Genomic DNA, 23,453 nt, shown 5'->3' on the forward strand with positions numbered 1-23,453 from the left:
GCCTGGCTGACACAATCAGGCGTCCGCCGCGACCTTCATCGAGACGATCTTGCCCGGCTGGCGGGGCGGCTCGCCCTTGGGCAGGGCGTCGACATGGTCCATGCCGTCCACGACTTCGCCCCAGACCGTGTACTGGTTGTCCAGGAAGGTGGAGTCATCGAGGCAGATGAAGAACTGGCTGTTGGCCGAGTGCGGCGCGCTGGTGCGGGCCATCGAGCAGACGCCGCGCACATGCGGCTCGCGCGAGAATTCCGCCTTCAGGTCCGGCTTCTTCGAACCGCCCGAGCCGGTGCCCGTCGGGTCGCCGCCCTGGGCCATGAAGCCCGCGATCACGCGGTGGAAGACCACGCCGTCATAGAAGCCCTCCCGCGCCAGTTCCTTGATCCGCGCGACGTGGCCGGGAGCCAGGTCGGGGCGCAGCTTGATGGTGACCGTTCCGGTTTCGGTGGTCAGCAACAGGGTGTTTTCGGCGTCGGTCGTCATGGTTTCAGTTCACTTCCACAGGAATGTTGACGTCGCAGAGCGAAAAATCCGCGCCCTTCAGCTTACGGACCCGCTTGATCTCGGCCTTGAACCAGCCGCCGGCGGGATCGATGACCCGCACGGCCGGTCGTTCGGCGGCGGGTATATCGGCCAGAACGCGCACGCGGTCCATCCGATCCTGCGGCGCGGCGACCGGTTCTCCGGTCTTGATGGCGCGGATCGCGTCCAGACCGCTGATCACCCGGCCAAAGGCGGTGTAGCGCTTGTCGAGCGACTGGTATGGCTGGCGCATCAGGAAGAACTGGCTGTTGGCGCTGTCAGGATTGTCATCCCGCGCCATGCCGACCACGCCGGGACAGTAGCTGCCCCAGGTCGCGACCTTCCCGTCCTGGGTCATGTCGTGCCAGCTCCAGCCCTGGCCGACGACCGGCAGCGACTTGAGGAAGCCCTCGTCCGTGCCCCAGGGGCTGGCGGCGACCACCACGCCCGACGCGGCGTCGCGGCGGAAGGTGAACTCGGCCTTCAGGTCGGGAAGGTCAGTGGCCCCTTCCCCGGTATCCTTGGGATCGCCGGTCTGCGCCATGAAGCGGTCAATGACGCGGAAGAAGGTCCGGCCGTCATAGGTCCCCTTTCGGGCCAGCACCTTGAGCCGCTCGACGTGGCCGGGCGCGACTTCCGGAACCAGCTCGACGATGACCCGGCCCCGGCTGGTGTCGATGACCAGGATGTTTTCCGCATCCGGCGTACGCCAGTCGGCGGCGGCGGGCGCCCGGGGCCTGGCCAGCGCCGCCGGTGCGGCGGCCGATATCAGGGCGGCCAGAACGATCATTGAGCGCATGGTCGAGGTCTCCTCAGCCGATCTTCACGGGGACGGCGATATCGCAGGCCGTCAGGGGGCCGGCGCCGCCCGCCTTCGCGGTTTCGAGCAGCGATTTGAACGACGGGCTGGCCGTATCCAGCACCTGCACCTTCGGCCGCTCGGCAGCCGGAATGTCGGCCAGCACCCTAACCTTGAGCATCGCATCGCGCGGCGGCGCCACCGGCTCGCCGGTCTTGATGGCGCGCACCACCTCCAGACCGCTCAGCACCCGGCCGAAGGCGGTGTAGTTGGCGTCGAGCAGCGGATAGGTCTGACGCATAAAGAAAAACTGGCTGTTGGCCGTATCCGGCGGGGTGGCGCGGGCCATGCCCAGGCCGCCGGCGCAGAACAGCGGCCAGCTGACGACCTTGCCGTCGGCCGAGGCCATCATCATCATCTCGGGCGAGCCGCGCACCGCGAAGCCGTGGATGAAGCCGACCTCGGTCGCCGACATCACCTTGTCATCCGGCGCCATGCGGCCCAGCGAGGTGAAGCGCAGGTCGCGGCCGCGGCGGAACGTGAATTCCGCCTTCATGTCCGGAAGGGCGTCGTTTCCGCCGGTGCCGTCATTCTTCGGATCGCCCGTCTGGGCCATGAAGTCGTCGATGACGCGGAAGAAGGTCAGTCCGTCATAGAAGCCTTGCCGCGCAAGGCTGCGGACGCGCTCGACGTGGACGGGCGCCGCCCAGGGCGCGAGCTCTACGATCACCCTGCCCTTGCTGGTGTCGATGACCAGGACGTTCTCCGCGTCCGGCGTGCGCCAGTCGGCGGCGGCGATCGCCGGCGCAGGCGTTGCGGCGAGAGCCGGGGTCGCTGCGGCGAGCAGAAGGGCGGCGAGCGCGATCGGCGCGGAATTCATGCGGTGTCCACTTCCTCGATAGCCTCGTCAGCCCGCGTAGAACGCCGCGGCCCGGGCGACAAGCCCCGAGGCGTCGAAGCTGAATGTCTCGACGACCTCGCAGCCGCGTGCGTGACTGAAATAGCGGATGGCGCCGCCGTCGATGCCGTCCAGCACGTCCAGCAACTCGAAGCGCAGGTCCGGAAAGGCCGTGAAGGCCCCTGACCAGTAGGCGCGCAGCTCTTCCAGCCCGTGGACCTGCCCCGACCCCTTGCCCAACCGCTGGCGGATTACCGGACTCTCGAAAACGACATCCGCCGCGTAGTGGGACAGGATCCGGTCGAGATCATGGGCGTTCCAGGCCGCGATCCACTCGTCGGCGAAGGCGTGCAGGTCGGTCATCGGCCTTTTGCCTCGAAGTCGCCGACGATCCACCTGGCCATCCGCCAGCGACCGTCGTCGCCCAAAGCCCACTCCTGAATGAATTCGGCGGCGCCCCGATCGGGATCGTCGTCCAGCCACAGCTCCCCGGTGATCCGGACACGGCGATCGGAAATCGCTCGCGCGGACTGATAGCGAACAATCGTTACGCCCAGCCCCAGGTCGGACGGACTCTTTTCGGAATCCTCATTCGTGACGATCCGCCAGAACTTCGCCAAGGCGTCTCGCCCGCGCATCGCGCCGCGATCGGGCCAGTTCAGCAGAACGTCGGGCGTCAACCAGTCTTCCGGGCGCGGCCCCCCGCGCCCGCCATCGGCCATCGGCGAGGCCTCCCAGGCGTTCACGGCATCGGCTGCGACGCCGCGACGGCTCGCGGCAAGGGTGAAACAGGCGCGCAGGCGGAAGGCCGGAATGCCCTGATAGCTGTCACGGCTCAGCCGCTCGCAGCCCGGATTCGCGTCTGCGGCCGCGTTCGACAACGCCTGAGCGTCGATGCCCGTCTGCTCGAGCGCACAGGTGTCGCGCGCCCTCACGGTGACGCCATCGGGCTCAATAACCTCGATCGCGAACGTCCAGGAATGCAGACAAATGGCTTCGGGATCAGTGAGAACATAGGACGCCGGCCCGGCCTTCAGAACGGCCGACAGGCTGACCGCCGCCCGCCATGTCGCATCGCTGGCCGGCGCCTCGCGACGCGGCTTGCCGGCATCATGAGCCTCGATCGTCGGACCGCTTGCGCCCCGTCGCAGCACCGAAACCACTGGCAGATAGCCTCCGTAACCATCCACGGTGAAGACTCTGATGCCGACGTAGCCCTGCTTCGCCAAGGCCTGGGCCGACGGGAGGTGGAAACGCCTTAGGACGCCAGCCGCCACGGCCTGGTCGCAGAACAGATCGCGGTCGTCGCAGACAGGCGGCGGCGACTCGGGGGCGGGAGAAGCGGCCAGCAGCAGCGCGAGCGCCGCGCCGACCATCACCGCCCGACCTTCTCCAGCAGCCGTGTCGCCACGCCCGGCGTGACGAACTTGGTGATGTCGCCGCCGAGGATCGCGATTTCCTTGACCAGGCGGGACGCCACGGCCTGGTGACGCGGATCGGCCATCAGGAACACCGTTTCGATCTCGCGATCGAGCTGCTGGTTCATGGCGGTCATCTGGAATTCGTATTCGAAGTCAGCGACGGCGCGCAGGCCGCGCACGATGATCCCGGCATGGACCTCGCGGGCGAAGTGCATCAGCAGCCCCTTGAAGGGCACCACCTCGATCTCGGCGATCTTCTGGAGATGCGCGGTCTCGTCGCGGACGATCGCCACGCGCTCATCGAGCGAGAACAGCGGCCCCTTGCCTTCATTGATCGCGACGCCGATCACCAGCTTGTCCACCAGCTTCACGGCCCGGCCAATGATATCCAGATGACCGTTGGTCATCGGATCAAACGTGCCCGGATAGAGCCCGACTCTCGCCACGCAGTCCCCTTTGCGCCCTATTCGGCGGGGGTCTGATCGCCCCCGTCGTCGTCCGTCGCGTCGGCGTCTCCGCCGGTCGCCTCAAGCCGCTCCACGCTCACGACGTGCTCATCGTCCGCGGTGCGGAACACGATCACGCCCTGGGTGTTGCGACCCGCGATGCGAATATTCGCGACGGGGCACCGTATCAACTGCCCCGCATCCGTCACCAACAAGATTTCGTCAGTCTGCTCCACAGGGAAACTGGCGACGAGGCGTCCGCCCTTGCGGGTCAGGTCCTGCGCGAGCAGGCCCTGGCCGCCCCGGCCGGTGCGACGGAAGTCGTAGGCGCTGGTGCGCTTGCCGATGCCCTCGGACGACAGCGTGAGGATGTACTCCTCCGCCGCGCCGAGCTCGATGATGCGCTCGGGCGTCAGATCGGCCTCGCCGTCGGCGTCTTCCTCATCCTCGACGGCCGCGACGGCCTCGTCGCCCTCGTCCTCGGACTGGGCGCGCAGGCGGGCGCGCTCGTACTTGAGGTAGGCAGTGCGTTCGGCCGGGCTCGCTTCAACGCCGTTGAGGATGGCCATCGACAGGACCGCATCGCCGTCCTGCAGCCGGATTCCGCGCACGCCGGTGGAATCCCGGCCGGCGAACACCCGGACTTCGTTGGCCTGGAAGCGGATTGCGCGACCGAGCGCCGTGGTCAGCAGGATGTCGTTTTCGGCATTGCACAGCCCGACGCCGACGATGGAGTCGCCCTCGTCCAGCTTCATGGCGATCTTGCCGTTGCGGTTGATCTGCACGAAGTCGCTGAGCTTGTTGCGGCGCACGTTGCCCGAGCGGGTGGCGAACATCACGTCCAGCCGTTCCCACTGGGCCTCATCCTCCGGCAACGGCAGGATCGAGGTGATGCTTTCGCCCGACTCGATCGGCAGCAGGTTGACGAACGCCTTGCCGCGCGAGGTCGGAGTGCCCAGCGGCAGACGCCAGACCTTCAGCTTGTAGACCTTGCCGCCCGAACTGAAGAACAGCACCGGCGCATGGGTCGAGGCGGAGAAGACGCGGGTGACTGCATCCTCGTCCTTGGTCGACATGCCCGAGCGGCCTTTGCCGCCGTGCTTCTGGCTGCGGTAGGTCGAGAGCGCCGTGCGCTTCACATAGCCGCCGTGCGTGACGGTGATGACCATGTCCTCGCGCGGGATCAGGTCCTCGTCGTCCATGTCGGCGCCGCCTTCACCGAAGACGGTGCGGCGCGGGGTGGCGAACTTGCCGCGAACCTCGACCAGCTCCTCGCGAACCACGGCCATGATGTTGGCGCGGTCCGACAGCAGCTCCAGCAACTCGGCGATCGAGCCGGCCAGGGTACGGGCCTCGCCCATGATCTCGTCGCTGCCCAGACCGGTCAGGCGGCTGAGCGTCAGGGCAAGGATCGCGCGGGCCTGCTCGTCGGACAGACGAACCTGGTCGCCACTGGTGATCACCGTCCGCGGATCGGCGATCAGCGCGATCAGGGGCATCATGTCGCCGGTCGGCCAGTCGCGGGCGCACAGGCGCTCGCGCGCTTCGGCCGGATCGACCGACGAGCGGATGATGCGGATGAACTCATCGATATTGGCGACCGCGATCGCCAGACCGACCAGCACATGGCCGCGGTCACGGGCCTTGCCCAGTTCGAACCGGGTGCGGCGAACGACCACTTCCTCGCGGAAGTCGACGAAGGCCTGGAGCATCTCGCGCAGGCCCATCTGCTCGGGCCGTCCGCGGTTGAGCGCCAGCATGTTGTAGCTGAAGCTGCTCTGCAGCGCCGTGAAGCGGTAGAGCTGGTTCAGGATCACGTCGCCCTGGGCGTCGCGCTTGAGTTCCACGACGACGCGCATGCCGGCGCGGTCGCTCTCGTCGCGGATGTCGCTGATGCCCTCGAGCTTCTTTTCGCGCACCAGGTCGGCGATGTGCTCGACGAGGTTGGCCTTGTTGACCTGGTAGGGCAGCGCCGTGATGACGATGCCTTCGCGGTCCTTGCGCAGTTCTTCGACGGTGGCCACGCCGCGCATGATCACCGAGCCGCGGCCCGTCATCAGGGCCTGACGCGCCGCGCTGCGACCGATCAGTTCGCCGCCGGTCGGGAAGTCGGGCCCGGGCACGATATCGAGCAACTCGTCGGTGCCGACATCGGGGTCATCGACCAGAGCCAGGCAGGCATCGACGATCTCGCCCAGATTGTGCGGCGGAATATTGGTGGCCATGCCGACGGCGATGCCGCCGGCGCCATTGACCAGCAGATTCGGGAACCGGGCGGGCAGAACGGTCGGCTCGGTTTCCTTGCCGTCGTAGTTTTCCTGGAAATCGACGGTGTCCTTGTCGATATCCGCCAGCAAGGCCATCGCCGAGGAGGCCATGCGGCACTCGGTGTAGCGCATGGCCGCGGGCATATCGCCGTCGACCGAGCCGAAGTTGCCCTGGCCGTCGATGAGGACCAGGCCCATCGAGAAGGACTGAACCATCCGCGCCAGCGCGAAGTAGACCGACTGGTCGCCGTGCGGGTGGAACCGGCCGAGCACGTCACCGACCACGCGGGCGCACTTGGAGTAGGTCTTGTCCGGCGTCATGCCGAGATCGTGCATCGAATAGAAGATACGGCGGTGCACGGGCTTGAGGCCGTCACGGACGTCGGGCAGCGCGCGGCTGACGATCACGCTCATGGCGTAGTCGAGATAGCTGCGCTTCAGCTCGTCCTCGATGGCGATGGGGGCGATGGCCCCGCGCCGTGAGTCGTCCGGAGGCGTTTTGGTTTCGTCGGTCAAGTGCGGGAATTTGCTGTCAGAATCGGACAGGAAGCGTCCATCCCTTTGTTAACATTCGAGGTTGACCGGCGCCATCTTTCGGGCAGCTTTTTCGGGCCTTGAGCGTTGGGTTTTCGACGATTTTCCGGGATATCCCGTCCCGTCAGGAGCTTTTGCATGCGCCGTTTCATTCCAGCCCTCGTCGCCGCCGTCGTCGCCCTGCCCGCCCTGGCCGGCCCCGCGTCCGTCACGGTCCCGATCCTGGGGCCCAAAGGCGAGGCAATGGGGTCCGCGACCCTTACGCAGGGAGCGCGCGGCGTGCTGATGCGCGTCGAGGCCACGGGCCTGACACCGGGTTGGCACGGCCTGCATTTTCACGAGAAGGCGGACTGCTCCAGCGCCGACTTCAAGTCCGCGGGCGGACATATGCATGACGCAGCGCCGGTGGCGCACGGCCTGCTGAACCCGGACGCCAACGAGACGGGAGATCTGCCGAACCTGTTCGCCGGGGCCGACGGCGTGGCGAAAGCCGAGGTGTTCAGCACACTGGTCTCGCTGACCACCGGAGATCGCGGCGCCCTGCTCGACGCCGACGGCTCGGCGCTGGTGATCCATGCCTCGCCCGATGATCACCTGACCCAGCCGATCGGCGGGGCCGGCGCGCGGGTCGCCTGCGCGGTCATCAAGGCGCCCTGACCTTGCCCGGCGGGCCGGCGTTTGGCATCGTCGGCCATGCCTCTCTTGCCGGGCGATCTCGCCCCGACCTTCTTCGCGCCCAGCTCCGGCAATCCCCGCTACAATTTCGCGACGGTGGCGGGCCGCTATGTCCTGATGGCCTTCCTGCCGCCGCAGCCGACGGCGGCAGGCGTCGCGGCCCTGACGGCTGTCCGGGCGCACCGGGCGCTGTTCGACGATGCGAACCGCTGCTTCTTCGGCGTCCTCAGCGACGCGGAACAGTTCGCCCTGGCCCGCGACGAGATCCCCGGCCTGCGCTGGCTGCATGACGTTGAGGGCGACATCGTCCGTCAGTATGAGCTCACCGCGCCGGCCTGGGTCGTCGCCGACCCGTCACTGCGCGTGCTGTTCACAGCGCCGCTGGAGCAGGCGGAGAGCGTGCTCGCGCGCTTCGCGGCGCTGGCCCCGATCGACGATCACGCCGGCGTACCCCTGACCGCGCCGGTGCTGATCGCGCCGCGTATCTTCGAGCCGGCCTTCTGTCGCACCCTGATCGAGACCTACGATGCGGTTGGCGGGACGCCCTCGGGGTTCATGCGCGAGGTCGATGGCCGCACGGTGGTCGCCAGCGACCCGAACCACAAGCGCCGGTCCGACGTGACCCTGCAGGACGAGGGCCTGCGCGACGCCGCCCGGTCGCGGATCAACCGGCGGCTCATCCCCCTGATCAAACAGGCCTTCCAGTACGAGCCGACGCGCCTGGAGCGGTATCTCGTGGCCTGCTACGACAGCGAGAGCGGTGGGTGGTTCCGGCCACACCGCGACAACACCACCAAGGGCACGGCGCACCGGCGGTTCGCGGTCTCGATCAACCTGACCGACGACCATGAGGGCGGCGACCTGCGCTTTCCGGAGTTCGGCCGGCGCACCTACCGCCCGCCGGCGGGCGGCGCCGTGGTCTTCTCCTGCTCGCTGCTGCACGAGGCGACCCCGGTCACCGCCGGCCGCCGCTACGCCTTCCTGCCGTTTCTCTATGACGAGGAAGGCGCGAAGATCCGCGAGGCGAACGCCGCCTTCCTCGAACCCGCGCTGGGCGGCTATCGCGCTGACAACGCCGGCGCGGATACGCCGGCCGATCAGGCCTGAGCAGACGCCGCCGCCGCGGCCGCACGGCGCTCGGACAGGGCCACCAGCGCCACGCCGACGAGGGTCGCGGCGCCCCCGAGCATCAGCTGCGGCGTCAGCTCATCGCCCATCAGGCTGATGCCGATGCCGCAGGACAGCAGCGGCGTCAGCAGGAACCAGGGCGTCACCCGGCCCGGTTCGCGCCGCTGCACGAGCCAGAAGAGCAGCGCCGAGGCGCCGACCGTCGAGGCCAGGGCCGCCCAGACGACGGTCGCCCAGATCGCCCAGCCCGCCGACGCCGCCCGTTCCGGTAGATTGGGCTCGAACATCACCGCGGCCAGCAGCAGTACGGGCGCGCCGACGAGCGAGGTCAGGGCCTGCATCTTCAGCGGGGTCACGGCCGGCGAACGGCGTACCAGCACCGTCCCCAGAGCCCACATGGCGCTGGCGATCACCCCGATGACGATGCCGGGCAGATCGCCGACGGCATGGGGATCGAGGCTCATCCAGGCCACGCCGGCAAAGGCGACCGCCATTCCGGCGAGACCTGAGCGCGACATCGTCTCGCCCAGCACCCGCCAGGCGAAGAAGGCCGTCATCGGGATCCACAGCTGCAGCGACACCACCAGCGGGCTGAGGTTCTTCACGATGGAAAAGCCGTAGTAGATCAGGCCGAAATGCAGCGGCCCCAGCAGCAGCAGGATCGGAACGGTCTGGCGCCACGGCGGAAACGGCGGTCGCAGAAACGGGATCAGCACGACCAGGGCGATGGCGAACCGCACCCCGCCGACAAAAAACGGCGGCAGCACGTCGGTCGCGATCTTTGCCGCGGCGTTGTTCACCCCCCAGACGAAGATGATGGCCGCGATGGCCGCCCATTCGGCGGCGGCGAACGGCGATTTGTCGGAAGGCGAGGTCACGCGGACCTCCTCGCACGGGACGCCGGGCCGATGGAACCCCGCACCCGGTCAATCCGGGTTACCGACTGTTGGCGCCTTCAGAACGACGGGCGGACAACCATCAGCCAGTAGAGGCCGAGCACGCCCGCGAACGCCGGCCAGCCGAGGATGAACCAGCGCCGGAACAGACGGTGGTAGTCCGGCGGGAGGGGCTCGCCCCGGGCGGCGGCGGCTTCCGTCAACCGCCGGATCGACAGCTGGATCGCCACGACAGGAAGCCAGCAGGCGCCGATCAGGGCGTACAGGCCATAGGCGGCCAGCAGCCAGGGCTCGAACGGGCTGTAGCCTCGCGCCATCACAAGGGCGAAGCCGCTAAGGGGCTGGATGATCACCGCCGGCGTCGTGAAGACAAAGTCGGCCAGGACCACGATCCGCGCCGTCGCCGCGATGATCTCGACCCGCCCCGTGCGATGGGCGACGAGCATGAAGAAGGCGATGCCGGCGCCCGTCCCGAACAGAACTGCGGCCGACAGGACATGGACGAGCTTGAGCAGGTCGTAGAGGCTCACCGGCGATCCTCCGTGGCGGCGACACACAGCGCCAGGACGATGACGGGCAGGACCTTCAACCAGGGCCCCAGCGGATCCAGCCAGAGCTGCGGCGCCGAAAGCGTTCCGGCGACGAGATAGGCTGCGCCCAGCAACGCCATGCCGATCGCCGCGCGTCCGGAAAAACGGCGAACCCACAGCAGCGCGCCGAGGGCGATGTCGGTGAGGGCGCCGCCGGTCGCGACAGGCGACGCCATCGTCCCGTAGCCGGCGTCGCGCAGGACAGCGACCGCCTCTCGGCAGCCGGGGCCCAGGGTGACCAAGCCGGTGCCGATCCAGAAGACGCCCAGGACCAGGATCGCGATTGGGCGCAACAGACAGAGCCGCGCATGCCACCGGTCCTGGACCGTCGCCGGATGCCGGGTCAGCCAGCTGGAAAAGGACCTCGGGACCACGCCGGCCAACTGTGCGGGGTCGGCCGGCTGCCCCGCGACATCGTGGGCCATCTGCCGCAGCGATGTCGTCCGGAGCGCGGACGGCCATCCGAGCCACCCGGCCAGATCACCGAGCCGCGCCACCGGCGCGACGAGGCAGGCGGGAAACCGTACGACCGGCGCCGGGGCCAGGCCCAGCCAGCCTCGAAGGCCGGCCAGGAGTTCAGCCAGACTGACGACCTGCGGGCCGGCCACGTCGGCCGACCGACGCAGCGGCCCCTCGGCCCGCAACAGGCCCTCGATGATCGCGCAGAGATCTTCCATGGCCACCGGCCGAAAGTTTCCGGCTCCGCCGACCACCGGGATCACCAACGGAAAGGCGGCGAGCCCGCGCAAGAGCGCCGAGCCGCCATAGACCCCCCGGGCCAGAACCAGCGACGGACGCAGGATCACCCAGTCGAGCGAGCTGTCCTTGATCAGAGTTTCCGTGGCCAGCTTGGACGCGCCGTAGCCGGTGCCGACCTGTTCATCGGTCCCGACGGCCGACACGTGGATCAGCCGCCGAGGTCCGACCGTCGTACAGGCGGCGATCAGGGCGGCGGGACCGGTCACATGGGCGGCGCGGAGACTGTCCCCTGCCCCGTCCTGCAAGACGCCGACGCAGTTGACCACCGCGTCCACCCCCTCCAGCAAACCGGTCCAGTCCGAAGGATCGCCGAGTTCCGAAAAATCGGCTCGCACCCACTCGTGCGCGGGGGCGAGCCGTCTTGCCGTGTCTGGCCGACGCGCGCCGGCCCTGACCTCATGGCCGAGCCCGGCCAGGGTCGCTGCAACGTGCGATCCGATGAAGCCGGACGCTCCGAGAACGAGGACCCGCACGGCTGTGAGCGGCTCCTAGAAGGGGATCTCGTCGTCCAGGTCGGCGCTGAAGCTCTCCTTCGGGCCGCTGGGCTGGGCGCGGTCGCCGCCCGAGTAGCCGCCGAAGTCGCCGCCCTCGTCGCGCATGCCGCCGCCGCCGTCGCCGCGACCGCCGAGCATCGTCAGTTCACCGCGGAACTTCTGCAGCACGACTTCGGTCGAGAACTTTTCGACGCCCTGCTGGTCAGTCCATTTGCGCGTCTGAAGCGCGCCTTCGATGTAAACGGTCGAGCCCTTCTTCAGGTACTGCTCAGCGACCTTCACGAGGTTGTCGTTGAAGATCACCACGCGGTGCCATTCGGTCCGCTCCTTCTTCTCGCCGCTGGCGCGGTCGCGCCACGATTCCGAGGTCGCCAAGCTGAGGTTGGCGACCCGGTCGCCCGAGTTGAGCGTGCGGATCTCCGGGTCCTTGCCCAGGTTGCCGACGAGAATGACCTTGTTGACGCTGCCCGCCATTGGAAGTGCTCCCTCAAATCACGCCCGGCGACCAGAATGCGCGCCGGAATCTGACACCCAGACTAGCGGGCGTTAACCATTAATTAAACCCATGTGTTCACATTTTGTTCTTGCTCGCAAGGGCTTATGCACAGCAAATTCTTCGGGATCGGAAAGCGGCTTCGCCGCTACTCGAACTGGACGGCGCCGGGGATCACCAGGCGGCCGTCTCCGCTGCGAACCAGCATCAGGTACTGGTTGCCTTCCCAGCGCTGGGACCGGAAGATTCCCGCGCTGCGCAGGTGAATGAAATTGCCCTGGTAGGCCCCTGAAATCTCGCGGGTCTGGCCGCCCATGCGCAAAAACCGCAGGCGAACGCCCTCAAGCTGGGCGGCGCAGTTCTCGATGTTGGGAACGTTGCGGGCGACGACGTTGAACTTGATCTCGCCCTTGGGGCCTGTGCCGATGGCGTAGCAGACGCCCTTGTCGAGCGGGGCCTGGACGGTTTCCTGGCAGCCCGCCAGGAGCGTTGTGGCGGCGGTCAGGGCGGCGATCGCGACGAGCCTGGACATGACGGGGATATCCTTGCTCTAGCCGACCGGCGGAATGGAACAGTTGGCGCCCTGTTCCACCAGCGTGCGGAAGCGGCGGTTATCGGACGAGATCTCGACCTTGTCCCGCACCAGGCGCAGCGTCTGATCGCCCCAGCGACCGTAGGATGCCGCGCCGCGCCCCTCGCACTTGCCGGCGTAGAGCGTCTGGACGCAGGCGTTCAGGTCCATCGCGCCGACCTTTGACCAGCCGCCGCCGGCGTAGCGCCAGCAGTCGTCACCGGCGACGGGCGTCGGCGTGGGCTGGCTGGTCGAGGGATCGACCGACACAGGCGTCTGCGGGGCGGACTGCGCCGGCGGAAGGGGGGCAAGGACCGTGCCGGCCTGGTTGGCGGCGGCAAGGGCGCCGGTCTCGTCGACACCGACATCAAGCGCATCGGTGGCCACGCCATTGCGCTTGGCGCATTCGGTCAGGGTGATCTCGCCGGCGAAGACGCCGTTGACGAAGCAGCGGATCGGCCGGGCCGGATCAAGCTTGGTGTCGTCATCGCGGCCGGTCTCGACGACCAGTCCGCCGGTGGCCGCCGGCGGCGGCGTATTGGGCCCCTTGTCGCCACGCATGATCGTTGCGGCGATCAGGATGCCGAGCAGCAACGCAACGCCGCCCCCGATGGCCAGAACGATCCGGCGGTCCTTGAGAAATTCCATGCCGCAATCGCTATCGCGCGACCGTGCCCCTTTCAAGTCCGCGTGAGCGACCGGTACGGACTATCCGCCGCCGGTCAGGCGATCGAGCGCGGCCTGATAGTTGGAAATCTGGTTGCTCAGGTACGCCGGCACCGGACCATTCACGCCCTTGGCGGCCGCTGTTTCCGGCTTCGCCGCCGCTTCCAGCTGGCGATAGGCGTCACGCACCTTGCTCAGCGACTTGGAGATGACCGCGAGCGCGTTCTTGACCGCCGTCTCGCTGTCCACGGCAAGCGACGCCGGCAGACTCAGGCCGAACACCGGACCGCCGCCGTCCGCCGAGACGCTCTTGCCGGCCTTGTCGATAATCGTGTTGCGCACCACGCCCGGGGTCAGCCCGAGCGCGGCCAGAAAGTCCTCGCCACCCTTGCCCGGCAACACCTCGACGGTCGCGTTCTGGGTCGCCGGCGTGATCTTGATGCGGCGGAAGTCGCCGTCGCTGACCACCTCGACCTTGGCCTTGGAGCCTGCCGCCCGGCGTAACTTGATCGCCAGGGTGTCGAGGGTGTCGTTGGCGTCCAGCGTAACGGTCGCCAGGCGCCCCGCCTCGCTGGTGCGGATCTGGAAGGTGTCCCCCGCCCGCGCCGAGGTCGCCGACGCGACCTTCGCCGAGTCCGCATAGAGCAGCGTACCCTTGGGCAGGCCAAGCCGGTCCAGCGCGCTCGCGCCAGTGGCATCGACCGCGATGGAGGTGGCCGTGGCGATGCCGTCCTTGCCTGTGACCCGCTGGACCTGCGCCGTGCCGGCGACGACATCGAGCTCGGCCAGATAGCCGTCCTTGGTCGAGATCGCCGAGGCGCCGGGCTGGTCCGCCGCGGCCAGGCCCGCCACCCAGACCTTGCCGCCGGAGACGGCCATCGCCGTCACGCTGTCGTCTGTCGAGCCGCCGAAGAACGTGAGCTTGTCCGCGCTCGCGCTGGACAGGTCGGCGGAAATCCGTGCGGCGAAGGCGTCCAGGCCGCCGTTGTAGGCGTGCGTCGTGTCGGCCACCGACAGGCCCGCGTTGCGCGTGGTCCCCGCCACCCAGATATCGCCGCCGTCGAGACCGATGCCGGCAATCTGGCCGCCGAGCAGGTCGCCGAGATCACGTGTGGCGCCGGCGGTGAAGCTCGCCGCCGATGTGTGCACCGTGGTCGTGGTCGACGCGCTGTTGGAACCGTCCGGAGCCCCATAGACGTTGCTGGTCGTTGTCGACGAGCCGTTGGTGGTGTTGGTCACATTGATGGTCGTGACGCCGTTGTTGAGCACCCGTTCGGTGGTCGTGGTCGTCGGCGTGACGGCGAAGCTGCGCAACATGCCCCGGCCGTTCTCGACACCAGCCAGGGTCACGGTGTCGCCGTCGACGACGATGCCGCTGACCGTGTCCGCGCCGGCGGTTCCGAACTGCGTGGTGAACATCGCCTTGGGCGCGCCCTTGGCGTCCGCGGCGAAGGCCGTCAGGTAGCCGTCCCAGTCTCCCTGGATCGCCGCGCCGCCGGGCAGCGTCGACTTCGTGCGGCCGGCGACATAGACCAGCCCGTCGTCGCCGAACGCCACGGCGGTCGCCTCGTCGTCCTTCAGCGCGCCGCGCCGCGCGGTCCAGGCCTCGTCGCCCTTCTCGTCGAACACCGTCACGAAACTGTCGGTCAGGCCCGTGTCGTCGCCGGAATTGATCGGACCTTCAGCCGCGCCGGACAGGTTGCCGGAGACCTTGCCGGCGATGGCGACCCGGCCGTCGCCGGAGACCGTCATGGCCATGCCCTGGGCGTCGTCCGCCGCGCCGAGGGTGCGGGCGTACATCAGCTGGCCGGTGCTGTCGTATTTCAGCAGCGCGACGTCGCGCTCACCCTTGACGGTCTGGCCATCGACGGACGTCTCGACATCCGCCAGCACATAGAGCGATCCGTCCGCGCCGACCTTCGAGCCGCGCACCGCGCTGATGGTGCCTTCGAGCGTCTCGGAGAACACCCGCGCGCCTTCGGTTCCGATCGCCGTTCCGTCGACCTTGACCAGGGCGCTCTCGAACTTGCCGTCATCGGTCTTGATGTCCTTGTCCGGGTCCGGATTGCCGGCATAGGTCGTGACATAGACGGCGGGCTTGGTCGTGGCGGCCGAGAATGTCGTCACCTCCGTCGTGTCGCCGGAAATCTTGAAGGCGTAGTCGTCCGCGACCGCCGGCAGGGTCACCGTGGAGCCGCCTGTCGTGACCTTGCGCGGCTCGCCCGCCGTGCGCACGACGCTGAAACGGGTCTGCAGACCTTCGGCCTCGAGCTTGCCGTTGATGAACGAGGTGACCGCGCCCATCGAGCGTGGCGTCGATCCCATGTCCGCCAGATCAACATTGACCGTGTGCGTGACGTTGCCGCGCTTGACGGAGATGGTGAAGGCGGTGTCGCCGTCGAAGGCTGGAACCGCGCCATGCGGCACGCCGGTGTAGACGGTCCCGGTCAGGTACTGCGCCTTGGCGCGCGGGACCCCGACGGCGGACTTGTTCGAGATCATCGTGTCGCCGCGCGTGATCCGCATCTGCTCGAGCTTGGCCTTGTCGGTAAAACCGGCCACCTCGGTCATGCCGCGCTCGAAGATGTCGGCGAGACGGCTCTTCTCGGACGTCGACAGACCCTTGGTCTGAAGGCGTTCGGCCACGCCGTTGAGCGCGTTCAGGCCCTGGTACAGCGCGAACAGCTTCTTGTAGTCGGCGCTGGCACCCTCGAGATCCAGCTTCGCCGCCCCTTCATCGATGAAGCGGCGGCCGGCCATCACCGACTTGACCAGTTCGCTCGAACGGGCTGCGCCTGACGTGGTCGACCAGGGCGGTGTGGGGGCATACTTCTTCGCCGCGCCGGACGCGCCAACGCCGACCGCGGAGGCGGTCGTCTGGCCCTGCCTGGCCTGGTAGTAGCTGAGCAGGCTGCTGGTATCGAAGCTGACGACCATGGGGTTCCGGCGGAGTTTCGCAGCCGCACCTTGCCAGACAAGGGCTGACGGGGCGTTAAGACCCCGCCGTCAGGCCGCGATCAGCCCCGCATCAGTCAGAGTGCGGCGCGCGGCCGGCGCCAGGATCGCCCACTCCTCGGCCAGGATGCCCAGCATGACCACATCCCGCGGCTCGCCGTCCTTCAGCACGTGTCCACGCAGATACCCTTCGCGGCGGAAGCCGGCGCCGGTCTGCAGCTTCATCGCCGCGTCATTGTCGGCCATGACCTCGGCCCAGACCTTGTGCAGCCCGAGGACGCCGAACGCCTGATCCAGACCCAGAACCTGGGCCGCCCGCCCTACCCCGCGCCCACGCGCGTCGCGATCGCCGATGAACCAGTTCCAGGCGGCGCGTCGATGGTGTCCGGCGAGGCCGGTGAGCGTCAGCAGGCCTGACGGGCGGCCGTTGCTCTGGATCATCCAGCCCCGAAGGTCAGGATCTGAATGAAGCTGATCAAACCAGGCGCGATGCGCCTCGCGTCCCGAGACGTCTGCATCCGACATCCATCGGGCGACGTCCGGCTCGGCGCGCCAGTCGAACAGGCGCTCCTCGTCTTCCGGAAGCAGGTCGCGAAGTTCGATCATGCAAGCGCCCCCAATGCCTCCGGCGCGGCGTCATCCGCCGGCGCCGGCGACACCTGAATCATCCGCCCTGGAAGAGCGAGAGGATGATCTGCGGCGCCGAGTTGGCGATCGACAGCGCCTGGGCGCCGAGTTGCTGCTGCACCTGCAAGGCCTGCAGGCGCGCGCTTTCCTTGGCCAGATCCGCATCGACCAGGTTGCCGATGCCGGAATTCAGCGTGTCGGTCAGCTTGGAGACGAACTTGTTGTGCGCCTCCACCTGACGCGCCTGGGCGCCCATGTCGCCCAGCGCCTGGTTGACGTTGGAAATCGACGTGGACAGCAGGCCCTGGATCGTCGTGGCCAGGGTGGCCGTGGTGATCGAGGTCGCCGCGCCCATGGTGATGATCGACCCGCCGAGCGCCATACCCTTGGCGGACAGGGTGATGAAGGAGTTGGCGTCAGCGTTCGCGAGGAAGCGGATGCCCGCGCCCAGCGAGCCGTCCAGCAGATTCGCGCCGTCGAACTCGGCGTCGTTGATGACCTGCGTGATCTGGCGGAGCAGCGACTTGTAGTCGGCGTCGAGCGCGGTGCGGGACACCGAGTCCAGCGAGGGGTCCATCGCCGCGGTGACCTTCTCCTTCATGGAGAGCAGGAGGTCGGAAATGGTCTCGCCGGCGGAGATGGCGACGTCAGAGATCGACTGGGCCCGGTCGAGGCTCATCTTGACCGCGCCGAGAGCGCCGATGTCGGCGCGCTGGGACTGGGCGATGCCCCACACCGAGGCATTGTCCTTGGGGCCCTGAACCTTCAGTCCCGTGCTGATGCGGTTCTGCGTACCGGCCAGCTCGTCGTTTGTTTTGTTGAGATTCTGAAGCGCAACCAGCGCGGATTGATTGGTATGGACGCTGATCGACATGAGCTTTTTCCTCGCACGGCGCTTCTCGACGTGAAGCGACTCATCGAGCCGCCCCGTCCGAAGCTAGGCGGGAGAACGTTCGCTTATGGTTAACGCCGGTAAACCATGAAGGCCGCCGTCGCGGTGCGACGTCGGTGAGGAAGGTCGGTGCGGCCCGGTCGGGCCGTCAGGGAAGGACCGTCAGGTCTGCGCGTCGATCACGTCGCCGGGCGAATAACCGGTGGCCTCTCTCAGACGCATGACCTGTTCCCGGGGGAACTGCTTGACGATCTCACCCGTCCGGCGGTCGAGGGTCTTGTAGACGAAGGTTCCGGTTGCCTGATCTTCTTCGATGATCAGGCGGAGGTCGGCGTTCTGGCGCGAGACTGCTGGCGGTTGGGGTGCGGCGGCGCGATCCACGGGCGGCGGAGCCTGGAAGGCTCCCGGATCCTGGATCGACAGCACGGGTGCGATGGTGGCTTTCATATCTCCTGGCGCTGCCCTTTTTCGGACAACGACTCTCCTGTTGGCGATCGACGAGGACCTTTCGGCCCTCGCCGCCGCGACAGGAGGCGGGCGTCAGACGCCCGCCTCCACGCTTGCCTAGCGGAACAGCCCAAGCAGGGCCGACGACGAGGAGTTTGCGATCGACAGCGCCTGGATGCCGAGCTGCTGCTTGGTTTGCAGGGCTTGCAGCTTGGCGCTTTCCTTGGCGAGGTCGGCGTCGACCAGGTTACCCACACCGGCGTCGAGGCTGTCTTGCAGCTTGCCGACGAAGTTCAGGTGGGCTTCCAGCGACTTCGAACCCGTGCCGAGCTTGGCCAGGGCCGCGCCGACGTTGGTGATCGAGGTGCTGACGGTCGTGACCATCGCCGCCGCGATCGTGGCGGTGCTGAGCGAGGCCGTGGCGGCCACGGTCACGTTGGAGCCGCCCAGAGCGAGCGACTGCGCCGCGACCGTGATCTTCGACGTGCCGTCCGCGTTGGCCAGAGCCGTCACGGTGGCGCCCGACGCCTTGATCATGTTCGAGCCGTTGAAGTCAGCGTTGGTGACCGACTTCGCGATCTGGTCGCGCAGGGCCTTGAAGTCTTCGCTCAGGGCCGTGCGACTGGCGGTGTCCAGGGTGGTGTCCGACGCGGCCAGGGCCTTTTCCTTCATCTGCACGAGCAGATCGGAAACGGTCTCGCCCGCGGCGATCGCCACGTCGATGGTGGATTGGCCGCGCTGGAGCGAGTCCTTCACGGCGTTCAGGGCGTTGGAAGTGCCGCGCTGGGTCTGGGCGATGGCCCAGATGGCGCCGTTGTCCTTGGCCGTCGCGACCTTTTTGCCGGTGTTGATACGGTTCTGGACCGTGCTCAGTTCGCTGTTCGTGGCATTGAGGTTTTGCAGGGCGACGAGCGCACCGGTGTTCGTGTTAACGCTGTTCAGCGCCATGACGATATTCCCTTTTCCAGGTGTCCGGCGTCATTTTGACGGCCGGGGGCATTTTGCCCAATTGGGTAGGAAGCAATCGCCGGGCCAGTTTGGCCCCTGGGGCACACCCCGATAAACTACTGTTTTTGCTGGGTTATAGGTCTGTTAGGGACGTTCTGGCCCGGCATTTTTTGCCGGGCGGCGCCCATGGTAAGCAACTTCTGCCGGGCGTACCGGCAAAAGACTGCCGGGCGGAGGGGGGACTCCGCCCGGCGTCGCGGCCTTACTGGAACAACGACAGAAGCGACTGGGTCGACGAATTCGCGATCGAGAGCGCCTGGATTCCGAGCTGCTGCTTTGTCTGCAGCGCCTGGAGCTTTGCACTTTCCTTCGCGAGATCCGCGTCCACCAGATTGCCCACTCCCGCATCGAGGCTGTCTTGCAGCTTGCCGATGAAGGCGGTGTGCAGATCGAGCGCCTTGGACTTGGTGCCAAGGCGGGCGAGCGCCGCGTTCGTGTTGGTGATGGAGGTGTTCACCGTCGTGATCATGGCCGCAGCCAGGGTCGACGTCCCGATCGATCCCGCCGCAGCGACGGTCACGATAGACCCGCCCAGCGCCATGACTTCTGCGGCCACGGTGAGCTTGGACGATCCATCCGCATTGGCGAGGGCTGCGAGCGCCGTGGCGCCGGTCTTAATGAGATTGGTCCCATTGAAATCGGCGTTCGACACGGCCTTGGCGATTTGGTCGCGCAGGGCCTTGAAGTCCTCGTTCAGTGCAGATCGGCTGGTGGAGTCGAGGGTCGTATCCGACGCCGCCAGGGCTTTTTCCTTCATCTGTATCAACAGGTCAGAGACCGATTCTCCCGCTGCGATAGCCACGTCGAGGGTGGACCGCCCGCGATCGAGAGAGTCCCGCACCGCATTCAGGGCCATCGAAGTCCCACGTTGCGTCTGGGCGATAGCCCAGATAGCGCCGTTATCCTTCGCGCTGGCGACCTTCTTGCCGGTGTTGATCCGGGATTGGGCCTGCGACAGTTCCATGTTGGTCGCGTTGAGGTTCTGGAGCGCAACCATTGCGCCCGCGTTCGTATTCACCGAATTGCTGAGCATCGGCGGTCCTTCCATTCTGGTCGGGGAGCTCGGCCTTTTGGCCGGGTGGGCGTTCTTGCCCACACAGCGCATCGCAAGGCGCGGGCCAATCGCGTCGGCCCGGGCCACAAATCCGGCTTTGAATTTATTGGGTTTTATCGACCAGGTCGGGTCGATCTACACGCCTGGCGCCGTCGGGCGCCGACGCCCGGAAACAATTGCCGGACCGATCCGGTCCAACCGGGCAAATGCTGTCAGGCGGCCTCGGACTGACCGGACAGACCCTGCATCATGATGCGGTTGATATCGATCAGCGGCTCGATCTCTTCCTCGCGGCGGATCACGGCGCTGGTGTGCCGGCTGACCCACAGGCTGAGCGAGATGATCTGGGCGCGCAGCGCCTCCGGCAGCACATTCTGCGGATCGGCGCAGTCGCTCGCCAGGACCGACCACAGGCGCCGGTTCCAGTCGAGCGCGTCAATACGACCGCGAATGTCCTCCGGCGGCACGGCGGCCGCCTGGAGCAGCGCCCGAGTGACCTGGCCAAAGAGGCGATACTCGGCGTCGCGCGGGTTTTCAGTCCGCGCCGCGGCCTGCTGATACGCCTGCAGCCCCATTACCCAACCTCTCGTCTTCGTACTCAATCAGTTTCCGGCACAGCATCAGCGCCTTGTAGTACTCGCGGGCCATGGCGTGCCGCGAAATGGCGACACAGTCGGCGAGCACGTCGGGGTTCCGGATGACCCCCATGAATTCGGACAGTCGCCGCACGAACTCGTCGTAGTAGCGAAGGGCGTTGGCCTCATCGAGGTACATCATCATCACCGGGAAGTAGACACGACGCGCCGGCGTGGTGACCTCCTCCTCCTGCATGATGTCCTTCTCGCGCAGGACCGAGGCCTTGTTCTGAAGGATGAGAACGCCCCGGCGATCACCGTTCTGGACCACGGCGCCATTCAGGACGAACCGTTCTCCAGGCTTGAGGGACAGTTTCAGCGGCACGACAGACATTCTCCGGTATGGCGTGCGGCGCGGCTGCCAACGTCCGTGGAGAATCCGCCCGCCCTGTTGAATGAAGGCTAAAGCGGCATGGTTAACGGGATGTTGTGCGCCATTCGGTCGCGGGACCGACCTTAAGGCGCGATTAAGCATAATCGGGCGATCTGGGGGCCTGATCACAGCCGCCCGAGGGTACGCCCGCATGCCGCCGCACCCCGCCAGAAAATCCGCCGCTTCGGCGACGGCGTTAGGGTTTCCGGAAACGACCGCCGTTCCGAGCCGCCCCCGCATGGCCGGCGAGACCAGCGGCCAGGCCGGATCGCGAGACGCCCTCGCCCGCCTGACCGAAGCCCTTCAGGAGCTCAAGGCCCTGTCGGTGCAACCCCTGTTGCAGGAGGCGGTGCAGGCGCTGCAGGCGGACAACTACCAGCGCGGCGGCGACCTTGCGATCAAGGCGCTGGAACTGGACGAAAAAAACGGGTTCGGCTGGTACCTGCTGGCGATCGCGCGCGAGCGGGCCGGCGACTTCGCCTCGTCGGTGCGCTGCTACGAGTCGGCGCTGACCCTGATTCCCGATCATGCCGAGGTGGCCAACGACATGGGTCGCCTCGCCTACCGGATGGGGATGACCGCGACGGCCGAGAAGCTGTTCGCCCATTATGTCGCCAGCCATCCGACCTCGCATGAGGGCGCGAACAACCTGGCCTGCACCCTGCGAGACCAGGGCCGGTTCGCCGAGGCCATCGACATCCTCAAGCCGGCCATCTCCGCCCATCCCGACCAGGCCCTGCTGTGGAACACGCTCGGCACGGTGGTCGGGGAAGAAGGCGACCCGCAGACCTCGATCACCTTCTTCGACGAGGCGTTGCGGCACGACGCGGGCTTCGCCAAGGCCCGCTACAACAGAGGCAACGCGCGGCTGGTGCTCGGCGACCTCGGCGGCGCGCTCGACGACTGCCAGACCGCGCTGGGCGGCGCGATGAGCGAGGACGAGCGGCTGATGATGCTGCTGGCCCGCTCGACAATCCGCATCGCCGGCGGCGAGGTCGGCGAGGGCTGGGATGACTACGAAGCCCGCCTGGAGCCGAAGTTCGCCGACGTCACCCACTTCATGATCGAGGCCCCGCGCTGGACGCCGGAGAGCGATCTGACGGGCAAGACCCTGCTGATCATGGGCGAACAGGGACTCGGCGACGAGGTGATGTTCGCCAATCTGATTCCGGACGTGATCGATGCGCTCGGCCCGACGGGCAAGCTGTACATCGCCGTCGAGCCACGGCTGGTGACCCTGTTCCAGCGCTCGTTCCCGGACGCCACGGTCGGCGCGCACAGCACCTGGAACGTCGACGGCCACACCGTCCGCGGCGCCCCGTTCGTCGGCGACCACGGCGGTCTCGACCTGTGGGCTCCCGTCGCCTCGCTGCTGCGGCGCTTCCGGCGAAGCGCGGACGCCTACCCGTCCCGCAAGGGCTTCCTGACGCCTGATCCGGAGCGCGTCGCCTGGTGGCGCTCGCAGCTGCCGGCGGGGCCGGTCGTCGGGCTGTTGTGGAAGAGCCTGATCAAGGCCGGCGCGCGCCACCGCTTCTATTCGCCGTTCGAACAGTGGAAGCCCGTCCTGGCGATCCCGGGTGTGACCTTCATCAACCTGCAGTACGGCGACTGCGCCGAAGAGCTTGAGGCGGCGCGGCGCGAACTGGGCGTCGAGATCTGGCAACCGCCCGGCATCGACCTGAAGCAGGATCTCGACGACGTCGCGGCGCTTTGCTGCGCGCTGGACCTCGTCATGGGGCCATCCAACGCCAGCAGCTGCCTGGCCGGCGCCTGTGGCGCGCCCCTGTGGCTGTTGTCGACGCCGGGCGCGTGGCCCCTGCTCGGGACCCGGCGCTACCCTTGGTATCCCCAGGCTCGCGTCTTCCTGCCGCCGACCTTCGGGCAGTGGGATCCGGCGATGGCGGAGATCGCGCAAGCGCTGACCGAACGGCTTTCGGCAGGAACCAAGGCCGTCCGCGAGGGTTGATTCCGGGACTGGCGAACGCTCTCGCCTGCCCTGCCGGAGTTACCCCATGACTCATGACAACACTGCCGACATCAAGGACAAGCCCGCCGACAAGCCGGTGGATCCGTCGCAGAAGATCGATGATGACGCGGACGCTCACGTCGACAAGCAACTCGACAAGGGCCTGAAGGAAACCTTCCCCGCCAGCGACCCCGTATCGATCAACCCCGGCGCCGACTGACGGATATGGCGGATCGGTCGCGGCCGATCCGCCGAAACCGGCTTGAATGTCGCGGATTGCGCTTTAGGCTGACCCCTGAATTGAACGTTTGTTCGAATGCGCGAAAACGCGCCAGGG

General features: G+C 67.4%; 25 protein-coding genes. 4 read left to right on the forward strand and 21 right to left on the reverse strand.

The genetic code is table 11. The annotated features are described in order from the left end of the window. Positions 1–15 precede the first annotated feature (15 nt). Genes AC3WJT_RS15025 through gyrA form a run of 7 tightly spaced genes read right to left on the reverse strand, consistent with a single transcriptional unit; the run spans position 16 to position 6,869 of the window. Positions 16–483: a peptidylprolyl isomerase gene (locus AC3WJT_RS15025; RefSeq protein WP_492343942.1), complete on the reverse strand. Its 468-nt coding sequence runs from the start codon at positions 481–483 to the stop codon at positions 16–18. 4 nt (positions 484–487) lie between these two features. Next, on the reverse strand, positions 488–1,321 hold the full coding sequence (locus AC3WJT_RS15030) for a peptidylprolyl isomerase (protein WP_492343943.1): 834 nt from the start codon (positions 1,319–1,321) through the stop codon (positions 488–490). A gap of 13 nt (positions 1,322–1,334) precedes the next feature. Continuing rightward, complete coding sequence (locus tag AC3WJT_RS15035) at positions 1,335–2,201, reverse strand: peptidylprolyl isomerase (protein ID WP_492343944.1); 867 nt, start codon at positions 2,199–2,201, stop codon at positions 1,335–1,337. Between the two features lie 27 nt (positions 2,202–2,228). After that, the gene (locus AC3WJT_RS15040) at positions 2,229–2,582 is read right to left on the reverse strand and encodes a nuclear transport factor 2 family protein (RefSeq protein WP_492343945.1); all 354 of its coding nucleotides are present in this window, start codon (positions 2,580–2,582) and stop codon (positions 2,229–2,231) included. Then, positions 2,579–3,595: a hypothetical protein gene (locus tag AC3WJT_RS15045; protein ID WP_492343946.1), complete on the reverse strand. Its 1,017-nt coding sequence runs from the start codon at positions 3,593–3,595 to the stop codon at positions 2,579–2,581. The genes AC3WJT_RS15040 and AC3WJT_RS15045 overlap by 4 nt, the downstream gene beginning before the upstream one ends. Beyond that, positions 3,595–4,086, reverse strand: a complete 492-nt coding sequence (gene coaD, locus AC3WJT_RS15050; protein WP_492343947.1) for a pantetheine-phosphate adenylyltransferase — start codon at positions 4,084–4,086, stop codon at positions 3,595–3,597. Before coaD ends, AC3WJT_RS15045 begins: the two co-directional genes overlap by 1 nt. A 17-nt stretch (positions 4,087–4,103) precedes the next feature. After that, a complete protein-coding gene (gene gyrA, locus AC3WJT_RS15055) occupies positions 4,104–6,869 on the reverse strand; it encodes a DNA gyrase subunit A (RefSeq protein WP_492343948.1) in 2,766 nt (921 codons plus the stop codon). Positions 6,870–7,025: 156 nt separating this feature from the next. On the opposite strand from gyrA, the gene AC3WJT_RS15060 reads away from it, so the two are divergent. Together AC3WJT_RS15060 and AC3WJT_RS15065 are read left to right on the forward strand one after the other, a co-directional pair. Then, a complete protein-coding gene (locus tag AC3WJT_RS15060) occupies positions 7,026–7,544 on the forward strand; it encodes a superoxide dismutase family protein (protein ID WP_492343949.1) in 519 nt (172 codons plus the stop codon). A gap of 36 nt (positions 7,545–7,580) precedes the next feature. Beyond that, positions 7,581–8,669, forward strand: a complete 1,089-nt coding sequence (locus tag AC3WJT_RS15065) for a 2OG-Fe(II) oxygenase (protein ID WP_492343950.1) — start codon at positions 7,581–7,583, stop codon at positions 8,667–8,669. Here AC3WJT_RS15065 and AC3WJT_RS15070 read toward each other — a convergent pair. The 14 genes from AC3WJT_RS15070 to flbT form a co-directional block, all read right to left on the reverse strand. After that, entirely contained in the window at positions 8,660–9,568 is a 909-nt protein-coding gene (locus tag AC3WJT_RS15070; protein ID WP_492343951.1) for a DMT family transporter, read from the reverse strand. The two genes, AC3WJT_RS15065 and AC3WJT_RS15070, sit on opposite strands and share 10 nt — an antisense overlap. Before the next feature lie 77 nt (positions 9,569–9,645). After that, a complete protein-coding gene (locus AC3WJT_RS15075; RefSeq protein WP_492343952.1) occupies positions 9,646–10,116 on the reverse strand; it encodes a DUF2269 family protein in 471 nt (156 codons plus the stop codon). Further along, entirely contained in the window at positions 10,113–11,408 is a 1,296-nt protein-coding gene (locus tag AC3WJT_RS15080) for an SDR family oxidoreductase (RefSeq protein WP_492343953.1), read from the reverse strand. The genes AC3WJT_RS15075 and AC3WJT_RS15080 overlap by 4 nt, the downstream gene beginning before the upstream one ends. 15 nt (positions 11,409–11,423) lie before the next feature. Continuing rightward, positions 11,424–11,903, reverse strand: coding sequence for a single-stranded DNA-binding protein (gene ssb / locus AC3WJT_RS15085; RefSeq protein WP_492343954.1), 480 nt, complete (start codon positions 11,901–11,903; stop codon positions 11,424–11,426). A gap of 167 nt (positions 11,904–12,070) precedes the next feature. After that, positions 12,071–12,454 carry a hypothetical protein gene (locus AC3WJT_RS15090; RefSeq protein ID WP_492343955.1) on the reverse strand — a complete coding sequence of 128 codons (384 nt, stop codon included), beginning with the start codon at positions 12,452–12,454 and terminating at the stop codon, positions 12,071–12,073. Between the two features lie 18 nt (positions 12,455–12,472). Further along, entirely contained in the window at positions 12,473–13,141 is a 669-nt protein-coding gene (locus tag AC3WJT_RS15095; protein WP_492343956.1) for a hypothetical protein, read from the reverse strand. Positions 13,142–13,201: 60 nt separating this feature from the next. Next, positions 13,202–16,096: a hypothetical protein gene (locus tag AC3WJT_RS15100; RefSeq protein ID WP_492343957.1), complete on the reverse strand. Its 2,895-nt coding sequence runs from the start codon at positions 16,094–16,096 to the stop codon at positions 13,202–13,204. A gap of 69 nt (positions 16,097–16,165) precedes the next feature. Then, positions 16,166–16,720 carry a UDP-4-amino-4,6-dideoxy-N-acetyl-beta-L-altrosamine N-acetyltransferase gene (gene pseH / locus AC3WJT_RS15105; RefSeq protein ID WP_492343958.1) on the reverse strand — a complete coding sequence of 185 codons (555 nt, stop codon included), beginning with the start codon at positions 16,718–16,720 and terminating at the stop codon, positions 16,166–16,168. A 58-nt stretch (positions 16,721–16,778) separates the two neighbouring features. After that, entirely contained in the window at positions 16,779–17,615 is an 837-nt protein-coding gene (locus AC3WJT_RS15110) for a flagellin (protein ID WP_492343959.1), read from the reverse strand. 180 nt (positions 17,616–17,795) lie between these two features. Continuing rightward, on the reverse strand, positions 17,796–18,080 hold the full coding sequence (locus tag AC3WJT_RS15115; protein ID WP_492343960.1) for a hypothetical protein: 285 nt from the start codon (positions 18,078–18,080) through the stop codon (positions 17,796–17,798). A gap of 117 nt (positions 18,081–18,197) precedes the next feature. Next, positions 18,198–19,028, reverse strand: a complete 831-nt coding sequence (locus tag AC3WJT_RS15120; protein WP_492343961.1) for a flagellin — start codon at positions 19,026–19,028, stop codon at positions 18,198–18,200. Between the two features lie 262 nt (positions 19,029–19,290). Further along, the gene (locus AC3WJT_RS15125; RefSeq protein WP_492343962.1) at positions 19,291–20,121 is read right to left on the reverse strand and encodes a flagellin; all 831 of its coding nucleotides are present in this window, start codon (positions 20,119–20,121) and stop codon (positions 19,291–19,293) included. A gap of 233 nt (positions 20,122–20,354) precedes the next feature. Beyond that, positions 20,355–20,717, reverse strand: coding sequence for a flagellar biosynthesis regulator FlaF (flaF, locus tag AC3WJT_RS15130; protein ID WP_492343963.1), 363 nt, complete (start codon positions 20,715–20,717; stop codon positions 20,355–20,357). Further along, a complete protein-coding gene (gene flbT, locus AC3WJT_RS15135; protein ID WP_492343964.1) occupies positions 20,677–21,102 on the reverse strand; it encodes a flagellar biosynthesis repressor FlbT in 426 nt (141 codons plus the stop codon). Before flbT ends, flaF begins: the two co-directional genes overlap by 41 nt. Before the next feature lie 286 nt (positions 21,103–21,388). Here flbT and AC3WJT_RS15140 point away from each other — a divergent pair, with 286 nt between their 5' ends. Both AC3WJT_RS15140 and AC3WJT_RS15145 read left to right on the forward strand, forming a co-directional pair. Then, entirely contained in the window at positions 21,389–23,116 is a 1,728-nt protein-coding gene (locus tag AC3WJT_RS15140) for a tetratricopeptide repeat protein (protein ID WP_492343965.1), read from the forward strand. Between the two features lie 46 nt (positions 23,117–23,162). After that, positions 23,163–23,336: a hypothetical protein gene (locus tag AC3WJT_RS15145; protein WP_492343966.1), complete on the forward strand. Its 174-nt coding sequence runs from the start codon at positions 23,163–23,165 to the stop codon at positions 23,334–23,336. Positions 23,337–23,453: the final 117 nt, after the last annotated feature.

The organism is Caulobacter sp. FW305-C-30-S16 (assembly GCF_058783025.1).

What these genes read in the sequence shown, in the direction of transcription:
- pseH (WP_492343958.1), bottom strand. Translation starts at nt 16,720, where the DNA reads ATGATCGAACTTCGCGACCTGCTTCCGGAAGACGAGGAGCGCCTGTTC.
- AC3WJT_RS15125 (WP_492343962.1), bottom strand. Translation starts at nt 20,121, where the DNA reads ATGCTCAGCAATTCGGTGAATACGAACGCGGGCGCAATGGTTGCGCTC.
- AC3WJT_RS15030 (WP_492343943.1), bottom strand. Translation starts at nt 1,321, where the DNA reads ATGCGCTCAATGATCGTTCTGGCCGCCCTGATATCGGCCGCCGCACCG.
- flaF (WP_492343963.1), bottom strand. Translation starts at nt 20,717, where the DNA reads ATGGGGCTGCAGGCGTATCAGCAGGCCGCGGCGCGGACTGAAAACCCG.
- AC3WJT_RS15115 (WP_492343960.1), bottom strand. Translation starts at nt 18,080, where the DNA reads ATGAAAGCCACCATCGCACCCGTGCTGTCGATCCAGGATCCGGGAGCC.
- AC3WJT_RS15110 (WP_492343959.1), bottom strand. Translation starts at nt 17,615, where the DNA reads ATGTCGATCAGCGTCCATACCAATCAATCCGCGCTGGTTGCGCTTCAG.
- AC3WJT_RS15140 (WP_492343965.1), top strand. Translation starts at nt 21,389, where the DNA reads ATGGCCGGCGAGACCAGCGGCCAGGCCGGATCGCGAGACGCCCTCGCC.
- AC3WJT_RS15120 (WP_492343961.1), bottom strand. Translation starts at nt 19,028, where the DNA reads ATGGCGCTGAACAGCGTTAACACGAACACCGGTGCGCTCGTCGCCCTG.
- AC3WJT_RS15045 (WP_492343946.1), bottom strand. Translation starts at nt 3,595, where the DNA reads ATGGTCGGCGCGGCGCTCGCGCTGCTGCTGGCCGCTTCTCCCGCCCCC.
- AC3WJT_RS15065 (WP_492343950.1), top strand. Translation starts at nt 7,581, where the DNA reads ATGCCTCTCTTGCCGGGCGATCTCGCCCCGACCTTCTTCGCGCCCAGC.
- AC3WJT_RS15060 (WP_492343949.1), top strand. Translation starts at nt 7,026, where the DNA reads ATGCGCCGTTTCATTCCAGCCCTCGTCGCCGCCGTCGTCGCCCTGCCC.
- AC3WJT_RS15025 (WP_492343942.1), bottom strand. Translation starts at nt 483, where the DNA reads ATGACGACCGACGCCGAAAACACCCTGTTGCTGACCACCGAAACCGGA.
- AC3WJT_RS15035 (WP_492343944.1), bottom strand. Translation starts at nt 2,201, where the DNA reads ATGAATTCCGCGCCGATCGCGCTCGCCGCCCTTCTGCTCGCCGCAGCG.
- AC3WJT_RS15095 (WP_492343956.1), bottom strand. Translation starts at nt 13,141, where the DNA reads ATGGAATTTCTCAAGGACCGCCGGATCGTTCTGGCCATCGGGGGCGGC.
- ssb (WP_492343954.1), bottom strand. Translation starts at nt 11,903, where the DNA reads ATGGCGGGCAGCGTCAACAAGGTCATTCTCGTCGGCAACCTGGGCAAG.
- AC3WJT_RS15090 (WP_492343955.1), bottom strand. Translation starts at nt 12,454, where the DNA reads ATGTCCAGGCTCGTCGCGATCGCCGCCCTGACCGCCGCCACAACGCTC.
- AC3WJT_RS15100 (WP_492343957.1), bottom strand. Translation starts at nt 16,096, where the DNA reads ATGGTCGTCAGCTTCGATACCAGCAGCCTGCTCAGCTACTACCAGGCC.
- AC3WJT_RS15040 (WP_492343945.1), bottom strand. Translation starts at nt 2,582, where the DNA reads ATGACCGACCTGCACGCCTTCGCCGACGAGTGGATCGCGGCCTGGAAC.
- AC3WJT_RS15145 (WP_492343966.1), top strand. Translation starts at nt 23,163, where the DNA reads ATGACTCATGACAACACTGCCGACATCAAGGACAAGCCCGCCGACAAG.